At 45.3% G+C, this 20,037-nt stretch carries 17 protein-coding genes; 4 read left to right on the top strand and 13 right to left on the bottom strand.

The window, feature by feature from the left end; translation table 11 throughout:
* Positions 1-176 precede the first annotated feature (176 nt).
* Positions 177-1,043 carry an arylamine N-acetyltransferase family protein gene (locus MKX36_RS07335; protein WP_340864461.1) on the top strand — a complete coding sequence of 289 codons (867 nt, stop codon included), beginning with the start codon at positions 177-179 and terminating at the stop codon, positions 1,041-1,043.
* A 169-nt stretch (positions 1,044-1,212) separates the two neighbouring features.
* Here the strand turns inward: MKX36_RS07335 and MKX36_RS07330 are convergent, their stop codons facing one another.
* Together MKX36_RS07330 and MKX36_RS07325 are read right to left on the bottom strand one after the other, a co-directional pair.
* The gene (locus MKX36_RS07330; RefSeq protein ID WP_025364462.1) at positions 1,213-2,235 is read right to left on the bottom strand and encodes a globin-coupled sensor protein; all 1,023 of its coding nucleotides are present in this window, start codon (positions 2,233-2,235) and stop codon (positions 1,213-1,215) included.
* 249 nt (positions 2,236-2,484) lie between these two features.
* Complete coding sequence (locus MKX36_RS07325) at positions 2,485-4,380, bottom strand: PrkA family serine protein kinase (protein WP_013370145.1); 1,896 nt, start codon at positions 4,378-4,380, stop codon at positions 2,485-2,487.
* A gap of 283 nt (positions 4,381-4,663) precedes the next feature.
* On the opposite strand from MKX36_RS07325, the gene MKX36_RS07320 reads away from it, so the two are divergent.
* Entirely contained in the window at positions 4,664-5,422 is a 759-nt protein-coding gene (locus MKX36_RS07320) for a DUF2161 domain-containing phosphodiesterase (RefSeq protein ID WP_017426661.1), read from the top strand.
* Between the two features lie 19 nt (positions 5,423-5,441).
* Here MKX36_RS07320 and MKX36_RS07315 read toward each other — a convergent pair whose 3' ends face one another.
* Positions 5,442-6,695: an aminotransferase-like domain-containing protein gene (locus MKX36_RS07315; protein ID WP_016820497.1), complete on the bottom strand. Its 1,254-nt coding sequence runs from the start codon at positions 6,693-6,695 to the stop codon at positions 5,442-5,444.
* A gap of 48 nt (positions 6,696-6,743) precedes the next feature.
* On the bottom strand, positions 6,744-7,400 hold the full coding sequence (locus MKX36_RS07310) for a response regulator transcription factor (RefSeq protein ID WP_330720171.1): 657 nt from the start codon (positions 7,398-7,400) through the stop codon (positions 6,744-6,746).
* A gap of 271 nt (positions 7,401-7,671) precedes the next feature.
* Here MKX36_RS07310 and MKX36_RS07305 point away from each other — a divergent pair, with 271 nt between their 5' ends.
* Both MKX36_RS07305 and MKX36_RS07300 read left to right on the top strand, forming a co-directional pair.
* Positions 7,672-8,079: a hypothetical protein gene (locus MKX36_RS07305; RefSeq protein ID WP_017426660.1), complete on the top strand. Its 408-nt coding sequence runs from the start codon at positions 7,672-7,674 to the stop codon at positions 8,077-8,079.
* Positions 8,076-9,143: a phosphodiester glycosidase family protein gene (locus MKX36_RS07300; protein ID WP_340864460.1), complete on the top strand. Its 1,068-nt coding sequence runs from the start codon at positions 8,076-8,078 to the stop codon at positions 9,141-9,143. Before MKX36_RS07305 ends, MKX36_RS07300 begins: the two co-directional genes overlap by 4 nt.
* Positions 9,144-9,247: 104 nt before the next feature.
* On the opposite strand, the gene MKX36_RS07295 is transcribed toward MKX36_RS07300, so the two are convergent.
* From MKX36_RS07295 to MKX36_RS07255, 9 genes are all read right to left on the bottom strand, one after another.
* A complete protein-coding gene (locus MKX36_RS07295) occupies positions 9,248-9,496 on the bottom strand; it encodes an AbrB/MazE/SpoVT family DNA-binding domain-containing protein (protein WP_014599574.1) in 249 nt (82 codons plus the stop codon).
* Positions 9,497-9,872: 376 nt separating this feature from the next.
* Positions 9,873-10,337 carry a tRNA (uridine(34)/cytosine(34)/5-carboxymethylaminomethyluridine(34)-2'-O)-methyltransferase TrmL gene (gene trmL, locus MKX36_RS07290; RefSeq protein WP_017426659.1) on the bottom strand — a complete coding sequence of 155 codons (465 nt, stop codon included), beginning with the start codon at positions 10,335-10,337 and terminating at the stop codon, positions 9,873-9,875.
* A gap of 245 nt (positions 10,338-10,582) precedes the next feature.
* A complete protein-coding gene (serC, locus tag MKX36_RS07285; RefSeq protein WP_016820502.1) occupies positions 10,583-11,674 on the bottom strand; it encodes a 3-phosphoserine/phosphohydroxythreonine transaminase in 1,092 nt (363 codons plus the stop codon).
* A 268-nt stretch (positions 11,675-11,942) separates the two neighbouring features.
* Entirely contained in the window at positions 11,943-13,367 is a 1,425-nt protein-coding gene (glnA, locus tag MKX36_RS07280) for a type I glutamate--ammonia ligase (RefSeq protein ID WP_016820503.1), read from the bottom strand.
* 272 nt (positions 13,368-13,639) lie between these two features.
* Complete coding sequence (aroF, locus tag MKX36_RS07275; protein WP_017426658.1) at positions 13,640-14,677, bottom strand: 3-deoxy-7-phosphoheptulonate synthase; 1,038 nt, start codon at positions 14,675-14,677, stop codon at positions 13,640-13,642.
* Positions 14,678-14,943: 266 nt separating this feature from the next.
* A complete protein-coding gene (locus MKX36_RS07270) occupies positions 14,944-15,900 on the bottom strand; it encodes a 4-hydroxy-3-methylbut-2-enyl diphosphate reductase (RefSeq protein ID WP_031463165.1) in 957 nt (318 codons plus the stop codon).
* A gap of 110 nt (positions 15,901-16,010) precedes the next feature.
* Complete coding sequence (locus tag MKX36_RS07265) at positions 16,011-17,489, bottom strand: sensor histidine kinase (RefSeq protein WP_017426656.1); 1,479 nt, start codon at positions 17,487-17,489, stop codon at positions 16,011-16,013.
* Position 17,490: 1 nt separating this feature from the next.
* Positions 17,491-18,180, bottom strand: a complete 690-nt coding sequence (locus MKX36_RS07260) for a response regulator transcription factor (protein ID WP_016820507.1) — start codon at positions 18,178-18,180, stop codon at positions 17,491-17,493.
* Between the two features lie 150 nt (positions 18,181-18,330).
* Entirely contained in the window at positions 18,331-19,914 is a 1,584-nt protein-coding gene (locus MKX36_RS07255) for a S1C family serine protease (RefSeq protein ID WP_340864459.1), read from the bottom strand.
* Positions 19,915-20,037: the final 123 nt, after the last annotated feature.

The raw sequence follows: 20,037 nt of genomic DNA, 5'->3' as shown, positions 1-20,037 counted from the left end.
GCCATCTACGGGAAATCGACATGTTACTAAACGAATTGATTTGCTGATTGTACCGGTACAGCCATAAATTTATAGCATTGTACACAGCACGTACCCCTTTTACAATGATGCTAAGACTCAATGCTCATTTGTTTCGAGAAGAGAATTTGGCAAACTAACAATAGAGGTGACTGCACATGTACACCATGACAAAAGAAGAAATAAAGGCTTATTTGAACAGAATTGGAATTTCCGAAGTTCAGCCTCCTACCCCATCCTATTTAGTGGAGTTGCATAAGGCACATGTAAAAAATCTTTCATGGCAAACGTTGGACATTTTTGCAAGAAAGCCGGCATCCATTGGTTTTCAAGAATCCGTTCAGCTCATTCTACATGGGAGAAGTGGTTATTGTTTTCATCTGAATGGTGCCTTTAGTGCGCTGCTACATTCGCTAGGGTACAAAGTTTCTTTGCATCATGCTGGGGTACAACCTTTAGGAGCTGAGCCACGCATTAATTCATTTCATCTTGGACTAACAGTGAACTTGCTAAATGAGCAGCAAGAAGATGAAGTATGGATTGTAGATGTCGGACTGGGCGATATGCCATATGAGCCTCTTCCACTCCTTATGGGGACTTATGAACAAGCCCCTCTTCGTTATAAAGTTATGGAATCTGAAGTTGTTACTAAAGGTTGGCGTTTAGAACATGACCCGCTCGCTTCATTTGTTGGCGTTGATTTTGCCCCTACGGTTGTTCAGGATTTGGAAGAATTTAAGCCGAAACATCATTTCTATAGCCGCTCCGTGGAATCTCCATGGTTTAACCTGTTTCTAATTCGGCAAAGGCAAGCATTAGAAGCGAATGAACTCAGAGGATGTATGTGGAAAAAACGCGGGCTAAACGGTTTGGAAAAAATAGAGCTGGATAAGAAATCGCAGTGGCTGGAAGTATTGGCTGATGTATTTGGTGAGCCGCTCGTTAACTACAGCCACCAGGAACGGGACGAGTTATGGAAAAGAGTACTTGCGGCTCATATGGATTGGAAAAAAAGCTTCCTCTAATTCCTTGTTTCAAAAATTCGGTCATTCTTTCATAGGAATATGCACTTCCTCTGTTGCCTCTGTTGTGTTGACTGGACTGCCAACAGGAAGATCGCCGCTTTGCCAGTATCCAGCCAGCTAACGCCCCGAAAACTTCCAGTTCCCCAGGATATACTGCTCAAGCTACATCTCACACCTCCAGCAATTCCGAGGAGTGCTGCAACATTTCCAATTCCTTCACCATGTTTTCAATCAGCTTTGTGAATGAAGCCAATTCTTCCGAGCTGGAGGCCTGTTGCCGGGCACTGGCTGTTGTGGCAGCGGTTTCGGATTGCACACTGTCAAGCATACGGGCAATATCCAGCACCTTGCGCTGAATTTGCTCCTGTGCTTGCTTTGAATTAGATGCCAGCTTTCGCACTTCCTGCGCCACCACTTGAAATCCACGCCCTGCTTCTTGTGCATGGGCTGCCTCAATTGCCGCATTCAGTCCCAGCAAATGAGTCTGATCGGACAATTCTCGAATGGTACTGCTCATCTGTTCAATATGCTTAATCTCATCGCTCAATTGCAGTACCAGTTCCTCTGTATGTTCCTGTGAAGAAGCAGTGTTGCAGGCACTCTCCGCGATATTATCGGTATTTTCCCTAAGTTCGGCAATCATCCCCGTCAAATTTTGTGCAATTCGGGACACCACAGTCAGCATCTGCGTTTGTTCATCGGCTAGCTCGTTAACTTGTTCCTTTTCCTTTTCCTGATAAGCTTCCAGCACAAGTTGGGAATCCAGATTGAACATTTTGGAAAGAGCGTGCACAATAGAATACCAATCCTCTATCCCCGAACGCTTTAAAATGTCTACTGCAATATCCAGATAAGCAATGTACGTACCCAAATAATAATCGGAAGATAATCCAATCCGGGAATGTACCTGCCCCACAAAAAGGCGGTGCTCGATAAACTGATCATCTATTTTCCCATCTGCGAGAGAAAGCCAGTATTCACGTTGTGTTTGCTTTAGTCGCTCAATATTCGACCATTTAGAGATAATCGACATGAGATGGGGAACCTTTTCTACATGCTCATAAAAACGATCCACTACCTCATTTACAATAGATTGGAATAGCCCCTGATAATGATGCAATAAAGCCAAATCGCCATCAGTAATACCAATGTATTGTATCTGTTTTAATCTACTCTCAGCGACATGAATCATAAGTTCCTCCAAATAATAGTTTACATAGATTTTACATTACCATATTTATCGGCAACTTTTTAGAAAATGTTAAAAAAGCAGAAGATTGATTGTGATTGTTTACATATTAATTTCAGAAAAACATATAAATCCAACTCTCTATTCATACAAAAAAAGAACCCGTCAGCACCTCAAACGCTCTGTGCCTGCCGGATTCTCTTCACCATCCATTTCAATCCATAGCCTCATTACACAATTGTTTATTTCCCCTTACCGATTCAGGAGGCTGCCTACATACCTCAATAGATCGTTGGCGCTGGCTCCAGTGTAGCCATGCTCCTCAATCAGCCGCTTAATCACCTCATTCATCCGTTTGAGCTGATTAGCATCAGGCGTTTTGGTCGAAGTTGTGATCTTCACAATATCCTTCAAATCGGCGAACAGCTTCTTTTCAATGGCTTCTCGCAGCCGATCATGATGATGATACTCAAACTTTCGCCCCTTGCGGGAATAGGCAGAAATACGGATTAATATTTCCTCACGGAATGCCTTTTTCGCATTTTCCGACACCCCGATTTGCTCCTCAATGGAGCGCATAAGCCGCTCATCCGGGTCGAGCTCCTCATCTGTGAGCGGATCGCGGATTTTCGCCCAATTGCAAAAAGCCTCGATGTTATCCAAATAGTTATCAAACAGCGTCTTGGCTGATTCTTCGAAAGAGTACACAAAGGCCTTTTGTACTTCTTTTTTCGCCAATTCATCATATTCCTTACGAGCCACGGAAATGAAATTCAGATACCGCTCCCGCTCTTCCTTTGTGATAGAAGCGTGCTGGTCTAAACCATCCTTAATGGCTCGTAAAATATCCAGAGCATTGATGGACTCCACATTTTGCTTAATCAGCGCACTGGAAATACGATTAATGACGTACCTTGGGTCTACACCGGACATGCCTTCTTCCAGAAACTCATGTTGCATCTCCTTCAGATCGGCCTCCTTATAGCCTTCGACCTCCTCACCATCATACATGCGCATCTTTTTAACCAGATCCATCCCCTGCTTCTTGGTTTCTTTCAACCGGGTGAGTACAGAGAAAATGGCAGCCGTTCGCAGCGCATGAGGAGCGATGTGAATATGACGCATGTCACTTTGCTCAATGAGCTTGGCATAAATCTTTTCTTCCTCGGAAACTTTCAGATTATAGGGAATTGGCATTACAATCATCCGCGATTGCAACGCCTCGTTCTTTTTATTCGCAATAAAGCTTTTATACTCCGATTCATTGGTGTGAGCTACGATCAATTCATCTGCACTGATGAGCGCAAACCGTCCGGCCTTGAAATTTCCTTCCTGGGTCAGAGACAGTAAATTCCACAAAAATTTCTCATCGCACTTCAGCATTTCCTGAAATTCCATCAGTCCGCGATTCGCTTTATTCAGCTCTCCGTCAAATCGATAGGCGCGTGGATCCGATTCCGAACCATACTCTGTAATGGTGGAAAAGTCGATGCTGCCTGTCAAATCGGCAATATCCTGTGACTTCGGATCAGAAGGACTGAACGTACCTATGCCGATCCGGTTTTCTTCCGATATAAATACCCGCTCCACGCGAACCTTCTCAATATCACCATCAAATTCCGTACGTAATCTCATTTGGCAGGATGGGCACAGATTACCTTCAATGCGCACACCCAGTTCCTTTTCGAATTCGGGACGCAACTCATGAGGAATAAGATGAAGGGGATCTTCGTGCATAGGGCAGCCTTCTATGGCATACACGGCTCCCTGATCTGTTCTCGAAAACTTCTCCAGACCACGCTTTAGCAAAGTGACCAGTGTTGATTTCCCTCCGCTAACAGGTCCCATCAAAAGCAGGATACGCTTGCGGACATCGAGCCGCCTGGCTGAGGAATGGAAGTACTCCTCCACCAACTTCTCCAGTGCACGATCCAGCCCAAAAATCTCCTGCTCAAAAAATTTATATCGCTTATGTCCCCCAACCTCTTCTACACCAAAAGATTCAATCATTTTGTAAACCCGTGCATGAGCGGTCATCGCCGGTGTCGGGTCTTTCTTGAGTATCTCGATGTACTCTCTAAAAGTGCCGTTCCAGGCCAAGCGGTTGTTCTCCGCTCGGTACTCCGCAAGGCGGTCAAAAATATTCATGCTCGGTTCCTCCCATGACTGCGTAATGACTATCCTCCACTCTTGATGATTATGGCTACACTCGTCACGCCTTTCAGGATATAATGCGATCCTCTTAAAAAAAGTGTAATACATACCTATGCAGATTGATTTCAGAATTGACCTATTTTTTTGTGACAGGTCTCTAGGCTTTTTCCAAAAACAAAGGGATTCACTATGCTAAAATAGACAACAACGACGCGGACCTGACGCATTATGGTACAATATAAGCTCGGAATAATGGGATAAAGGAGCGGGAGAATACATGGCGGTTCGGCATGAGACGGAGCTGTACGCTCCGGTCAAAGCCTTTTTTGAAAATTTGGGATATGAAGTCAAAGGAGAAGTGCGCAACTGCGATTTGATGGGGATCAAGCCAGGGCAGCAAGCGCCTCTAATTGTGGAGATAAAAAAGACGTTTAACCTGGCGCTGGTACTGCAAGGCATGCAGCGCTTGAAGCTAAGCAGCAATGTATATGTGGCCGTAGAACGGAATCGTGCCAAAAAAGGGGCGGTGAATCAACGCTGGAATGAGCTGGTCGGACTGTGCCGCCAGTTGGGGCTTGGCTTGCTCACCGTCACGCATTTTAAAACAAAGCCTCCGCTCGTTGAGGTGCTGTGTAAGCCCGTCGCATCTAGTGATGATGTTTACAAAACGACTACCGTTCGCCGCGGCTCGCGCAAGGAAAAGCTGCTGCGGGAATTTCACGCACGCAGCGGTGACCACAATGTCGGCGGGAGCACCCGGCGCAAGCTGGTCACCGCCTACCGGGAAAAAGCGCTGCGCGTAGCCGCTGCTTTACAGGGTTTGGGGGAAGCCGCCCCGGCGCAGCTCGCCCGCACAGCAGCCGTCAGCGACGCTGCTGCCGTACTCCAGCGCAACTACTACGGTTGGTTTGAACGTGTAGCCCGCGGGCGTTATCGGCTGACTCCGTTCGGTGAAGCCGCTCTGAGCGAGTATGCAGAAGTACTGCAGCAACAGGGCATTGAAGCGGCGGCTGGAATGATGGCAGAGGATGACTGACCTCGGATAGTGGTTATTACTAGCTTCGCGCTGTAAATTCACCGATCGTCTCACCGATTAAATTCATGCCCATAAGCAGTTGTTCTCGACCCGGGTGGCTAAAGTTAAGGCGAATATGGGCCGCACCTTCATCGCCAACCGCACACAACGCACCTGGCATAAAGGCTACGCCCTTGGGTAGCGCCGCTTTGAGCAGCAAGGCGCTGTCCAGCCCAGCGGGCAATTTTACCCACACATACATCCCACCAGATGGAATATGATACGTCACGTCTTTCCAAAACGGACGCTTCAGCAGCTCTAAGAGTAATTGGAGCCGAGTTGAATATTCCTTGTTCAACATTGCCAAGTGCTCATGCCATTGAAAACGCGAATTGGTCAGCAATTGGAACAGCAGCCGTTGGTTCATCGTACTGGATTGCACGTCAGCCAGCTGCTTCAAGGCGTACATCCCTTCGATCAGCGGCGCAGGACCAGCCGCCCAGCCAGTTCGCAGTGCAGGGGCAACTGTTTTATTAAATGAACCGATATATAGCACTTGACCGCCCTGACCCGCATGATCCAGTGCGAATAGTGAGGGGTAAGCCTCTGCAAACTTTCGGCTCTGGGCATGTGGACTCTTATCATGGGTTTCGTGTTTTTGCTTAAAATGCAATTCACCGTAAGAATCGTCCTCAACGACCAACACCTCATGACGCCTACAGAGGTCCAAAATTTCCTGCCGTCTAGCCGCGCTCCATAAGGCGCCTGTCGGATTCGTAAACGTTGGCGTAGCAAAAAAAAGCTTGGGGCGATAACGGATCATTAAAGCTTCAAGCTTATCGGGAATAACGCCCTCCCCATCCGATTCTACAGGAACGACCTGCGCCCCTTGCATAGATAGTACCTGTAAACATCCAGGGGATGTCGGGTTCTCGACCAATACCGGATCACGTTCATCCACCATCAGCCTTACGATCAAGTCAATGGCCTGCTGGCTGCCTGTGGTGAGAAGGATTTGACCTGGCGGTACTCTTACTCCCTTACGCTGCTCCCACTCTCCCGCAAGCCATGCCCGCAACGGAAAATAGCCCTCCGGTTCACCATACTGGAGGGCGTCAGGGCCGGAGCCAAACACATCATGAGCTGCTTCTTCCAACAGTTTCACCGGAAACAGCTCTTGTGCAGGCAATTCTTCAGCCAAAGATATAAAGGAATGTCTTCTCGCATTTTCCCGGATATGACGCACTGGAGAAGCCAACATCGCAGCCGTTCGTGAAGCAAAGGAATATTGCATGAACATCCTCCTTCTCCTGAAAAATAGTCATGTCTCCGGGCTGACGCGTCAAGCATATAACTGCTTCATCTGACGCGCATATAAGGCATAACGTTCAATCGCCTGCGCCCGGCTGGACACACCTAATTTCGCATAAATTTTACGTAAATAATTATCAATGGAGCGCCGGCTAACTTCGATCTCGATAGCAATTTTGTCATATGTAATTCCTTGTACAATACGTTCCATAATAAAAACTTCGGTTTGCGTCAATTCGTCAAAAGGCTCAGAACCCATTAACGGCATAAATGGCCAGTTTCCACAACGAATCCAATCCATTGGTAATGAAGCAAATCCTTCGCGCAAACCGTTGATCAGGTGAATTAACTGGCTCGGTGATGCCTGCTTGGATAGCATTCCATTTGCGCCAAGCGAGATTAACTGCTGGAACAACGTAATATTGTCCTCATCCGTCATAATAACAATATGGCTGTCCGGAGACAAGACCCGCATTTGTGTCAAAAACGGTTCCGCCGTTCCCTCAGGCAACCTATAGTCCATTAAAATAATTTCCGGGCGAATGGAGCAAACCAGCTCCAGGCCTTCTGTGCCGGAGGAAGACATCCCTCTAACAAGCAAATCCTGCTGGTCTTCCAAAATAAGCTTTGTTCCCAGCATACTTGTAGGATGGATATCTATGATGACCACCTGCCATACTTTTCTCATATCTAAACCTCCTGATTTACAAAAAAATACATATTTAGCGAAAGTAATCACAAAACTAGAGAGTGCTTATGTAGAAATTGCGTAAATGTGAACGTATAGGAAGCGAAAACGATTTAAGGAAATTGTATCCTAGGACTTCCTTCCGATGCAATCTCTTTTTCCAATATTTTTATATGACTATTTCGCTTTTGCGAAATAAATAGGCCCATGATAGAATTGGTACTGCAAATAAAGACTGGAAATTTGAATTTACACGGGAGTTGAAAATCACATGCAAGCTTCACCTGAACGTCCTCCTGCCGAAGCCCGGCGGAGCAATTCAAGAAAGGGGTTGCCCGTAAAGACTTTTCTGCTATTTTGGTTCATTCTTATTATACTAGGTGCTCTCGCAACCTATTTGTATAGCAATCACTTAAAGCAGCAAATGCTAAACGAAATGCAAACCCATACAGACCAACAAATTCAAGTACTCAAATCTGACTATGAAAAGCAATTGACTGCACTTTCCAAGGAAGTTAGCGGATTGCAGGGCAAGGTTCAGTCCTTCAACGAACTACTGACCTTTACAAAGGATAATGCCAATAACAAGACCGATAATAGTAATAAACTGTATACTCAATTAAATGAAGTCAAGCAGCAGCTCAATACACTTCAGAAAAAAATGGACTTGCTAAAATGAATGTAGATGCAAAGCTAGTAAACCGGTTCTTTATGTTGGCCCTTGCTCCTTTTATCGGTTTGTTAGGGTGTATTTTGTTAGTGCATCCCCCTTTGAGCTTTCCTGAATCTACATCTCCGAGTCTGCAAAAAGCCGAAATTACTTTACAAACGCAATCAGTAGGCAAGCAGCTTGATGAAGCCAAGCAAACAGCAACGTATACCTTATCTACGATTCGCCGGACGTCTGAGCTCTACAAACAAACGACCCAAACGATGAATCAGCTTGTCGTGACTGCCTCTACGCAGTCCAAGCGACCCGCGGTTATCTATAATCGGCGCATCACTGCCAAACTGGGGGTTCCCTACTACCAGGTAGATAGCAACCGGATTACCATTGAATTGTTTAAAGTAAACCCGGGAATTTATCACGGATACGCTATGAAAGTCAAACTTAAAGATCCTACGGCAATGAAAATGTCTTTGGGAAATGACAAATTGGGTGGCTCAGAAACGACCATGCGTGCAGTCTTGAGACACGGAGCTATTGCAGGCATCAACGCAGGCGGCTTTGCCGATGGAGATGGCAAACGCTATCCATTAAGCACTACTGTCTTGAACGGCCGCTATCTTACTGGCTTTCAGTCGAGTTTTAAGGACTTGTCATTCGTCGGATTGAGTAACGACGGCAAGCTTATTGGGGGCAAATTTTACAATCAAAGTGCTCTTGACAGCTTAAAACCTGCCTTTGGAGCTACCTTTGTTCCCGTTCTGTTGCAAAGGGGACAAAAAGTGCCTATTCCTGACAAATGGAAAGTCTCTCCCAAGCGGGCTCCACGTACAGTCATTGGCAACTATAAAGATGATCAGTTGCTCATTATTGTCGTAGACGGCTACAATGAAAGCGGGGGTTCAGGTGCAACGCTCGAAGAACTCCAAGGGAAGATGTTCAATCTGGGTGTTCAAGATGCTTATAATTTGGACGGCGGCGGTTCATCGTCCCTTATACTAAACGGCCGAATCGTAAACAAACCGTCAGATGGTAATTTGCGTCCAGTCCCTACTCATTTTTTGTTCTATAAATAGTTAGGTGTAGTGTAGTTTACTATCCAATTAAATATATGCTGTTCAGGCATAGCTCTATCCGAAAAAAAGCATCACGAACGAATGTCGTGATGCTTTTGCCTCATTTAGGAGGAGTACTGTGTCATTTCTGTCAGGCATTGAGCACAAATATAACGTTCTTTGAAATCGTTCACTTGTTCTATTGAGCCGCAGAATACACATTTTGGACGATAACGCTCCAAAATAATATGGTCGCCCTGAACCAAAATTTCGACAGGGTCTCCCTCATTCATTTGATATCTTTTACGCAATGACTTAGGCAGAACTATTCTCCCCAACTGATCAACTTTACGTACCACACCGGCAGGTTTCATCGTGATCGTACACCTCTCCTATTGAGTATTAGCTTGCAATTTTCTTTCCAGGCGAAAAACTAGGTACAAAGACACTATTCTTTATGTAGTATTCGCTGTCTTTTTGTCGAATCCTGCTGATCACAGGAAATTTTATTACATTTTTTCATAAAATCATGAACCATATCAAAGTATGGTACAGAATGTCTATAATATTTTTATCGACCGGAAAGCCAATTATCATTAGCCTTCACAGAGAATTTCCGCAAATTTATGACCATATATCCTTTATTTAAGCTCTACTGTCATGTACTTTCGAGCAATAATAGTGCAACTTTTATCAGCAACTAAGGTCCTGGTTCTTTATTCGCATTTATACTTGATCGATTGATGTTCTTTACGATAAACCTGGAAAATCCAATTGTCTCAGCGCTTCATATACGATAATCGCAGCGGAATTCGACAAGTTTAGAGATCTTACTTTATCTGACATAGGCATCTTGATACATGTATCAGGATTAGCAGCTAACAGTTCAGGAGGCAAACCTTTCGTTTCTTTACCAAACACCAAAAAGTCTCCATCCTGAAATTCAATATCACTATACTGCTGTTTTGCCTTTGTCGTCGCATAAAAAAAGCGACCTTCTTGATATTTCTCTTGTACTTCAGCAAAAGAATCGTGATACTCAATGTGAACAGCATACCAATAATCAAGCCCAGCCCGTTTTAACGTAGCATCATCGGTACGGAAGCCCAGTGGCTTAACCAGATGCAGATGAGTTCCGGTTGCTGCACACGTTCTGGCAATATTCCCTGTGTTAGCTGGAATTTCCGGCTCGACAAGCACAATATGTAATGGCATCAGTTTTTCGTTCCTTTCATTATTAAATTCATTAGACAAATAACCTAAAGTCTAACTAAAATGTGTATACTGAAAACATACACTTTCTTCATTTTAACAAAATCAGAGGGATATAGACATCAAACGACAAAAAAATATCAATTTCCCTACACCACTAAAAGCCTTCCCCTATACACATTCAGGGAAGGCTTTATTTTTACTTTTTCGATATCAAATATCGTGTATCGAAATATATGTCTGTATAATCAACTGTTACGTTGCTTAAATCCATCCATAAACTCGGCTAATGCTTGACAGTTCTCCAGTGGAACCGCATTGTAGATTGAGGCGCGAAGCCCTCCTACACTGCGATGCCCCTTCAATCCGATGAAACCCGCTTGTTCGGATTCTTTAATAAATTGTTTTTCCAGATCCTCATTCGCAAGGCGGAAGGTTACGTTCATAATAGAACGATCAGCGCTGTCCACACAACCACGATAGAAGCCTTCGCTTCTGTCAATACGGTCGTATAGCAGATCAGCTTTCTGCTGATTCACACGCTCGATGCCTTCTAAACCGCCTTCCTCCTGGATCCATTTGAGCACTTCATTCACCATGTATATGGCAAAGGATGGGGGAGTATTGTAGAGAGAGTTATTCTTTTCATAAGTACTGTAACGCAGCATCGTAGGAATATTGCCTGGTGAGGAAGCCAGTAGCTCTTCACGGGCAACCACGACCGTTACACCAGAAGGTCCCAGATTTTTTTGCGCACCAGCATAAATCAATCCAAATTGAGTAACATCAAAAGGCTTGCAAAAAATATCACTGGACATGTCCACAATCAGCGGTACGGAACCCGTATCCGGGAATTGCTTAAATTGTGTACCTTCAATCGTCTCATTGGACGTCATATGCACATATGCAGTATTCTCAGGCAAGTCCAAGGAATCCACATTCGGAAGACGCATGAATTTCTCATCAGCGGAGGAGGCGGCAATGTGAGCCTTGCCCAATAGCTTAGCTTCTTTATATGCCTTGTCCGACCAGCTGCCTGTCATTACATAGCTTCCGATCTGTCCTTCGCCTAAGAAATTTAAAGGCAGCATGGCAAACTGCGTGCTTGCGCCCCCTTGCAAGAACAACACCTTGTAGCCTTGTGGATTGCCCAGCAGAGATAGCAGACGTTCCTGCGCTTCATTATGGACAGATTCATACACGGCTCCACGGTGAGACATTTCCATGATGGACATCCCTGTCCCCTGGAAATCTACGAATTCAGCTTGTACACGTTCCAGTACTTTGAGCGGCAATGCCGCTGGTCCTGCATTAAAATTGTAGGCTCTCTTACTCAACAATTTCCCATCCCTTCTCTACTCTGGTGTGGATATTATCGCTATGATAGCAGTATTCATAAATGCGTTCAAGACTTGTATAAAAATGTTTCCGATTTCCTTTATGATGTGACAAAGCTGTGAATGTTAATATATTTAACATCTTCATTTTGTAGTATTTATCATAATGGTAAAAGGTCTCCGGCATAAGACCGGAGACCTATCTTGAACAACAACTATTCCCCGCAGGCTAATGAGTGTTATTCAAATCTGCTATGCTATCAATGTAGTATTAGCAGTCAAAATACAAGCTGTATTCATGTGGATGAACACGGATGTTCACTGATTTAGCTTCAGAACGTTTGAACTCTACATAGTTATCGATAAAGTCCTTCGTAAATACGCCGCCTTCAGTCAGGAATTCGTAATCGGCTTCCAGAGCGTCCAGAGCTTCATCTAGTGTACCAGGTACACTGCGGATTTTGCCTTTTTCAGCGTCAGACAGCTCATAGATGTTAGTGTCGAGTGGACCATAGCCCAATTCGACTGGGTTCAGTTTGCGCTTGATGCCATCCAGACCCGCCATCAGCATTGCTGAGAAAGCAAGGTATGGGTTAGCTGTGGAGTCTGGTGTACGGAACTCGATTCGACAGCCTTTAGGCGTTACAGCCGCTACTGGAATACGTACAGCCGCAGAACGGTTACCTTTGGAGAATACCAGGTTAACCGGCGCTTCGTAGCCAGGAACGAGACGTTTGAACGAGTTGGTGCTTGGGTTGGTCAAAGCGATCAACGCAGGTGCATGGTACAGAATACCGCCAATGTAATGAAGAGCCATTTCGCTCAGATTAGCATAACCACCTTTTTCGTAGAACAAAGGAGTGTCGCCATCGAAAATAGATTGGTGAACGTGCATACCGCTTCCGTTGTCCCCGAAAATCGGTTTCGGCATGAATGTTGCCACTTTACCATATTGACGCGCTGTGTTGTGTACAATGTATTTATAAACGAGCAGGTTGTCTGCTGTTTTCTTGAGTGTATCAAAACGGAAGTTGATTTCCGCTTGGCCTGCCGTAGCCACCTCATGGTGATGGCGCTCAATTCTCAGACCTGCTTCTTCAAGCAAACGGCACATTTCACTACGAATGTCTTGCTGGGTGTCTACTGGTGCTACAGGTACATAGCCGCCCTTCACACCCACTTTAAAGGCCAGGTTGCCGCCTTCTTCCTTACGGTTCGTGTTCCAAGCTGCTTCCTCGGAATCTACGAAGAAGGAGGAGCTGTTCATGCCACTTTCGTAGCGAACATCATCAAAGATGAAAAATTCAGATTCAGGTGCAAAGAATGCCGCTGTACCCACTCCTGCGGATTGCAGAAATTCCTCAGCTTTTTTGGCAATACCACGAGGATCACGGTCATATTTTTCGCCGTCTGGCGTAGCAATATCACACAGGATATTCAGTGTAGGATGCTGAGTGAAAGGGTCGATAAAAACCGCTTCTGGATCGGGCAGCATAACCATGTCGGATTCCTCAATGCCACGATAGCCGGGAATGGAAGAACCGTCGAAAGCAACACCGTTAACAAATGTTTCTTCATCTACTTCGGAAGCTGGCAATGAAATATGGTGAGCACGACCAGACAAATCTACAAAACGAAAATCTACCCACTCAATATTATTTTCCTGAATTGTTTTCAATACGTTTTCAACGGACATGTCTTCTTCCTCCCAATTTTTCCGAACATTAAGTCTTATACAACCCTGAAATGTTCATGATCGAATGTTTTTTTCTGTCGTCATTATAAATCTCAAACATGACACGGGTCAATAGCTATGTAAGGTATTTTTTAAACTAATGTTAGATATGCTTACGCCCTTGATAACATTTGAACAATACAAAAAGCCCGAAACATCGGGCTTTTAGGTGATTTTACTCTTATTTACTGCATTGCGGCAAAACTTTTATGCATTAATGTTAATAATTAGTTTTAAGATACAGCACTAGGTGTGTGGAATGTTTTTCCAATTGCAGGAGCCAACAATTCCAAGTCTTTTAGTAAATCTGCAAATTGATCCGGGAATAGGGACTGTACACCATCACCCGTCATCGAGTTGTCAGGGTCTGTATGCATTTCAATAATTAAACCATCCGCTCCAGCCGCTACCGAAGCCTTCGTCATAGGAACAACCAGTTCACGTCTACCTGTGCCATGGCTAGGATCGGAAATGACCGGCAAATGGCTCAACTGCTGCAAAACAGGGATCGCGGACAAGTCGAGCGTATTTCTAGTGTAGGTTTCGAATGTACGGATACCGCGCTCACATAACATAACGTTCGGGTTGCCGCCTGCCAAGATGTACTCGGCAGCATTCAAAAACTCATCATAAGTTGAGCTGAAACCGCGCTTGAGCAATACTGGCTTGCCGCAAGTACCCAGCTTGCGCAGCAAATCAAAGTTTTGCATATTACGTGTACCTACTTGCAGAATATCGGCATATTCCGCGCAGATGTCTACGTATTCAGGTGTCATGACCTCTGTGATGGTCAAGAGATCGTGCTTCTGCCCCGCCTCAGCCATCATGATTAAACCTTCTACACCCGTTCCTTGGAAGCTGTATGGCCCTGTACGCGGCTTAAAGGCACCTCCACGAAGGACTTGCGCGCCTGCAGCTTTGACCAATCCGGCAATTTCATCGATCTGTGCAGCAGACTCAACAGCACATGGTCCCCCCATAACGACAAGCTCGCCGCCGCCGATATTTACACCTTTGATGGAGATCACCGTATTTTCCGGATGAAAATCACGGCTGGCCAATTTGTAGGACTTCGAAATTTTAACTACATTTTCTACACCCTTCATTTGGCGTAGATGTTCTGCCAGCTTCGGCTCTACGCTACCAATCAATCCGATAATCGTACGATCCGATCCTCGGGATACATGAGCCTGCAATCCTTCTTTTTCAATCACTTCAACAATAGCTTGAATATGTTCTTCAGGTGTTTGAACACCAGCGATAACGATCATTTTTTTCTTCCTCTCTATAAACCATATTTTATTATCCACATAGAATAATATTATGACACTTAGACGCTTGTTCGCTTTTAAGCTTTTATTCGTTAAAGCAACTATACCTGTTTTAGCTTGACTCGTCAAGGCTTAATTATCCCGAATTGTTCTATTTTCTGACTTAGTGAAGCTAATCTAATTGAATAATATCGGTACTTAAACAATTTAAAAAAAGCCGCTACCCGGATGTTTGTATCCGAATAACGGCTGTAATCAATGACATACTATTTCGTCGTTTTTGACTTTTCTCGTACAGGAGGCAGCAGTTTTTTCATATCAATGGTTCTCCGAATCTCCCATGTTTCCGGGTTATCCGCATCATACTGTTCCAAATACGTAATGACCTCTTTAGTAATCAGTGTAGGTGTTGAAGCCCCGGAGGTCACAGCTACTTTGGCTACGCCCTCAAGCCACTCCCTCTTCAGCTCGGTTATATCAGAAATACGATAAGCCGTAGTACCAGCTATTTCCTCTGACACCTGAGCCAATCGGTTGGAATTGTTGCTTCGCGGGTCACCGACCACGATTACCAGATCCGCCTGTCCTGCCTGCTCAGCTACCGCTTCCTGACGTACCTGTGTCGCCAAACAGATTTCATTGTGTATCTCGGCACCTGGGTACTTTTCTAGAAGCTTTTTCATTATGTGCTTGATGTCCCATTGACTCATGGTCGTCTGATTCGTAATGAGGATTTTGTCTGCTGACAGTGTAAGACTGTCAATCTCTTCTTCCTTTTCAATCAGATGAACATGGTCAGGAGCAATACCGATAGCTCCCTCTGGCTCTGGATGATTCTTTTTGCCAATATAAATAATCTGATAGCCTTCGGCAGACTTCTCCCGAATCAGATCATGTGTCTTCGTCACGTCAGGGCAGGTTGCGTCAACCGTAGTCAATCCCTTGTCTCGTGCCAGCTTGCGAACCTCTGGTGATACGCCATGAGCAGTGAAAATGACAGTACCACTCTCTACCTGGCTTAAAATCTCCATGCGGTTCGGTCCGTCCAATGTAATGATCCCTTCGTCTTCGAAGGAATTGGTGACATGACTGTTATGAACAATCATGCCTAGTATATAAATAGGCCGGGGTAAGTCCAAATTTCTGGCTGCCTGACGAGCCAATACCATGGCATCGACTACGCCGTAGCAGTAACCCCGGGGCGAAATTCTGAGTACCTCCAAAAATAGCCCCCACTTTCTTCGACACAGTATACAGCCCCAATAACTGGACAGCTGTGGGCTTTTATGCCTCTACCGGCCAATCTATGATGTAGTTCCCCTCCTATTATAGCCTATTCCAAAGGCGCGGAAAAGCTGACTGGAAGCCAAATGACAAAGGTCGTTCCTTCTCCTTGGCGCGTAACCACTTCCACAGACCCCTGATGTTCATCAATAATCCACTTGGCAATAGATAATCCCAAGCCAATTCCCTCTGTCACGCCGCGTGACTCATCTGCCCGGTAAAACCGGTCAAAAATAAAGGGAACCTCACTTTTGTCCATACCAATACCTGTATCACTGATCCGTAGCCCCACCTGTCCCTGATAAACAATCGCATCAAATCGGACTGTGCCTTCAGGTGTATATTTAAAAGCATTATCAATGAAAATGAATAGCATTTGCTGCAAATAATCTTTGCTTCCGTCCATATAAATACCATTCAACAACGAAAAGTCGCCCACATTCCATTCGGCCGTTCGCTCCAAAAACTGAGCACGACGAGCAACCTCGTTTACGAGCGGCTCCAGCGCAACAGGCATCTTATCGAATGTTTTCCCCGTGTCCGCTCTTGCAAGTGACAACATATCGCTCACCAAGCGACTCATTCGCTTGCCTTCATCCGCCATGTCATTCAGCGCCTCCATGGAAAGCTCGCGAATCATGGCTTCATCCATATTCGGTCGCTCGCCCGGTTCGGTAGTCCACATTTTGAGCAGAAAATCAACGTTGCCACGAATCGTCGTCAAGGGTGTGCGCAGTTCATGGGAAGCATCGGCCACAAACCGGCGCTGCGCACCATATGCATCTTCAAGTTCCTTGTAGAACACTTCTGTACGCCCCAGCATGTTGTTAACCGTCCCGATCAATTGTCCAATTTCATCTGGTGGTCCGTCATATTCAATCCGAACACTCAAATCATTACTCGATTGAATCTGATTGGCCCCCTCAATGACCTTAACCAGCGGCTTCATAGATTTACGAGCCAGGAAGAGACCAGAGGTCGCAGCAGCGAGTAAGGCAAATAGTGAACCGTACACAAGCACATTTTGTAACCTGTTCATAAGTCGGTCCTGAGAGCCCGTGAATTGCCCTACCTGTAGCAGCCCGACCACCAAGCCCAACTCCTCGGATTTGATCGGCTGTTGAATAATCATAAAGGAATCACCATTTACGTTCACACGCCGAATTCCTTCATTTTGAACTGCTCCTGCCGCTGTGGACGGAACAGGGAAGGTGATACTGAGGTCTTTCATATTTTGGGTCGTTTTGGTTACACCGGACGTATAATTGTAAATTTGAACATAGAGCTGTGAGTCATCTATTCCACGCCCCTGCTCCAATCCCAAATCCAGATTAGGGACCTCAAACAATCCTCCTTTTATAATAAGGCGTAATTGCTTGTTAATCTGTGGCGCCTGAGTCATAAGCTGACTTTTCACTTCATTATATGTGTAGTAATATACTAGTCCGTAAATAGCCAGACCAAAAATGACAAGCACTATAGCCAAGATGCTCGAATACCAAGCTGTCAGCCGCCACCGAATAGACATATTACACATCACCTCTTAAAATATAGCCAGCTCCCCGAATGGTACGAATAAGCCGTTTGCCACCATCCTGCTCCGTTTTTTGTCGCAACATGGCAATATATACTTCCAGCACATTCGATTCTCCGCTATAGTCATAGCCCCAAATTTTATCCATAATCAGATCACGCGACAGAACGCGTTTTGGGTTTTGCATGAACAGATGGAGTAGTTCAAATTCTTTGGCCGTCAGTTCCAAGCGTTTGCCACCACGAACTACTTCACGTGATTCGTTATCCAGTTGTAAATCCTCGAAGGTAAGCCGATTCCCATTATTGTCCTGCTGTTCAGTTTTACGCCGCAAAAGCGCTCGTACGCGTGCCAGCAGCTCCTCCAGAGCAAACGGCTTTACGAGATAATCATCAGCCCCCAGGTCCAGACCCTTCACCCGGTTCTCCACCTCATCCTTAGCTGTAAGCATCAGGACAGGTACCGTGCTTCCTCCCTCCCGCATACGACGGCAAACCTCAAAACCATCGACCTGCGGCATCATTACATCGAGCACGACCAAATCAGGCTCAGCTGTTAGCATTTTATTTAATCCCTCTGCTCCATTGGCGGCTGTCAGCACTTCATATCCTTCAAAAGCCAGCCCTCTACGCAGCATGGATACAATTTTTTCATCATCATCAATGATCAGAATAGTAGAACGCATACACGATCAAACTCCTTTATCTCTTCTTCTTTTCCCTCTATTGTAGCAGGAGTAAACGCGTGTAGCATCTTGCCACCCAATGCAGCAAGAAACGGAAGGGTCGTTTTCCTTCCGTTTCTTACGTTCGTGTTCAATTCTAGAGTTATTCTCTTACTGCTGAAGAGTCGAGCTAAAGTCATTTTTGTTGCCTATTTTCAGCTGAATATCTTTTTTCTGCCCGGCTCGTTCGATGTTAAGCGTAAGTGCTGTACCCACTTTTTGTTTTTGGATGAATTGAATTAACTCCTGTGATGTGCTATAAGGCGTGCCATTAGCTCCGATAATTACATCGTAAGGACGTAGATCGGCCTGATATGCTGGTGATTTGTATATAATATCCCGAACAACCGAGCCTTCGGTCAGAGATGTACCCAATTCCTTGGCTACTTCAGGGCTCAAGTTCAACAGACTTGCACCAATGAAAGGTACAGGTTCTCTTGGAATAGGCTGGTTATTTTTCAGCTTATCGACGACTTCCAAAATCGTATTGGACGGAATTGCAAACCCGATCCCCTGTGCATCTGCACTAACAGCTACGTTCATACCGATAACCTGCCCTTGCAGATTTAACAACGGTCCGCCAGAGTTACCAGGATTAATGGAGGCATCCGTCTGAATGAGATGCTTGTATTGTGTCGGTTTTCCAGTTGACTCACTATTAATGGTGATGGTACGTTCTTTCGCGCTTAGCACACCGGCTGTTACCGAATGCTCAAAGCCTTCTGGGTTACCGATTGCAACCATCCACTCGCCGACTTTAGCGTTATCGGAGTCTCCCAAGGTTACGGTCGGGAAGTTATTTTTGCCTTCAATTTTAAGAACTGCCAAATCTAGATCTGCATTTTTGCCCAAGACTTTGGCTTCGTAAGGCTTGTTGGTTCCCTCTACTGTAACCTGTACCACACTCGCACCTTCCACAACATGGTTGTTAGTTAGGACGTAACCCGATTTATCAAAAATAAAACCGGAACCAATACCCAGCGGAGTCAGCTGTCCACTGTTGCTGCCTTCATTTTCATTACTATTGCCGCTGCTGCCACTATCCCCATACTGGTTACCGAAAAAGTATTGATACAGCGGGTCATTGTAATAAGGGCTGCTTTGTCTGCCGCTTCCAGCACTAGATTGCTTGGCAAGTGTTTCAATTTTGACGACTGCCGGGCCAGCCTTGGCTACAACAGATTGAACATCAGCCGTACCTGAAGGCATCACAGCCGGAACTGCGCTTGGAGACGAGTTAGTGGTTCCCGAATTCGTCGTTTCTCCGCTTTCAGCTGCCGCCGAAGTCAACGCTGTCTCCGGTGTGAACATATTGGTTCGGTCAGCTGTATACATCAATACCGTAATGACCAGCATTCCGGCTAAAAAAGATAACAAAATCGTTTTTACCTGCGATTTGGGCTTATTCGGTTTAAATTGCCAGTTGCCGCCATTCCGACCAGAACCATCCTGTTGCTCAGGCATAGCACGTTGATAAGAGGAAGGAAGCGGTCTCACTGCCTGCGGTGGCGTAATCTCAACGTCCTCCACCGACTGCCCTTCCCTGCGTTGTCCGTCCGACTGCACTGAGGAGAAAGGGCCATAGGAATAGTAATATGAGGAACCATTTGAATCGTTTGGCCGAGTTGTTTTATCGTTATCAACCTGATCATTGTCGTTCCGGCGCCCGGAATTATTATTTTTAAATTCGTCCATTGTATATCTCCTCCCAAACCCTATACTTCAAGGTGGTGTTGTTTAGCTGACTTTATTTTGCACTTTAAACCTTAATTCCACCTTAAAAAAAATTAAAAAGGAGATAAAACCTCAGACCTATTG

It is taken from the genome of Paenibacillus sp. FSL W8-0439 (genome assembly GCF_038008995.1).
Lineage (GTDB): Bacteria > Bacillota > Bacilli > Paenibacillales > Paenibacillaceae > Paenibacillus > Paenibacillus polymyxa.
Note: the sequence above shows the minus strand (reverse complement) of the source record. Positions and strands in the feature narration are given on the sequence as shown.

Bases quoted from the DNA above. Each gene is read 5' to 3' on its own strand.
- glnA (WP_016820503.1), bottom strand. From the start codon at position 13,367: ATGTCCGTTGAAAACGTATTGAAAACAATTCAGGAAAATAATATTGAG.
- MKX36_RS07305 (WP_017426660.1), top strand. From the start codon at position 7,672: ATGCAAGCTTCACCTGAACGTCCTCCTGCCGAAGCCCGGCGGAGCAAT.
- MKX36_RS07325 (WP_013370145.1), bottom strand. From the start codon at position 4,380: ATGAATATTTTTGACCGCCTTGCGGAGTACCGAGCGGAGAACAACCGC.
- MKX36_RS07330 (WP_025364462.1), bottom strand. From the start codon at position 2,235: ATGATTCATGTCGCTGAGAGTAGATTAAAACAGATACAATACATTGGT.
- MKX36_RS07265 (WP_017426656.1), bottom strand. From the start codon at position 17,489: ATGTCTATTCGGTGGCGGCTGACAGCTTGGTATTCGAGCATCTTGGCT.
- MKX36_RS07335 (WP_340864461.1), top strand. From the start codon at position 177: ATGTACACCATGACAAAAGAAGAAATAAAGGCTTATTTGAACAGAATT.
- MKX36_RS07300 (WP_340864460.1), top strand. From the start codon at position 8,076: ATGAATGTAGATGCAAAGCTAGTAAACCGGTTCTTTATGTTGGCCCTT.
- MKX36_RS07320 (WP_017426661.1), top strand. From the start codon at position 4,664: ATGGCGGTTCGGCATGAGACGGAGCTGTACGCTCCGGTCAAAGCCTTT.
- MKX36_RS07315 (WP_016820497.1), bottom strand. From the start codon at position 6,695: ATGCAATATTCCTTTGCTTCACGAACGGCTGCGATGTTGGCTTCTCCA.
- MKX36_RS07255 (WP_340864459.1), bottom strand. From the start codon at position 19,914: ATGGACGAATTTAAAAATAATAATTCCGGGCGCCGGAACGACAATGAT.
- trmL (WP_017426659.1), bottom strand. From the start codon at position 10,337: ATGCCATTACATATTGTGCTTGTCGAGCCGGAAATTCCAGCTAACACA.
- MKX36_RS07260 (WP_016820507.1), bottom strand. From the start codon at position 18,180: ATGCGTTCTACTATTCTGATCATTGATGATGATGAAAAAATTGTATCC.
- MKX36_RS07295 (WP_014599574.1), bottom strand. From the start codon at position 9,496: ATGAAACCTGCCGGTGTGGTACGTAAAGTTGATCAGTTGGGGAGAATA.
- MKX36_RS07310 (WP_330720171.1), bottom strand. From the start codon at position 7,400: ATGAGAAAAGTATGGCAGGTGGTCATCATAGATATCCATCCTACAAGT.
- aroF (WP_017426658.1), bottom strand. From the start codon at position 14,677: ATGATCGTTATCGCTGGTGTTCAAACACCTGAAGAACATATTCAAGCT.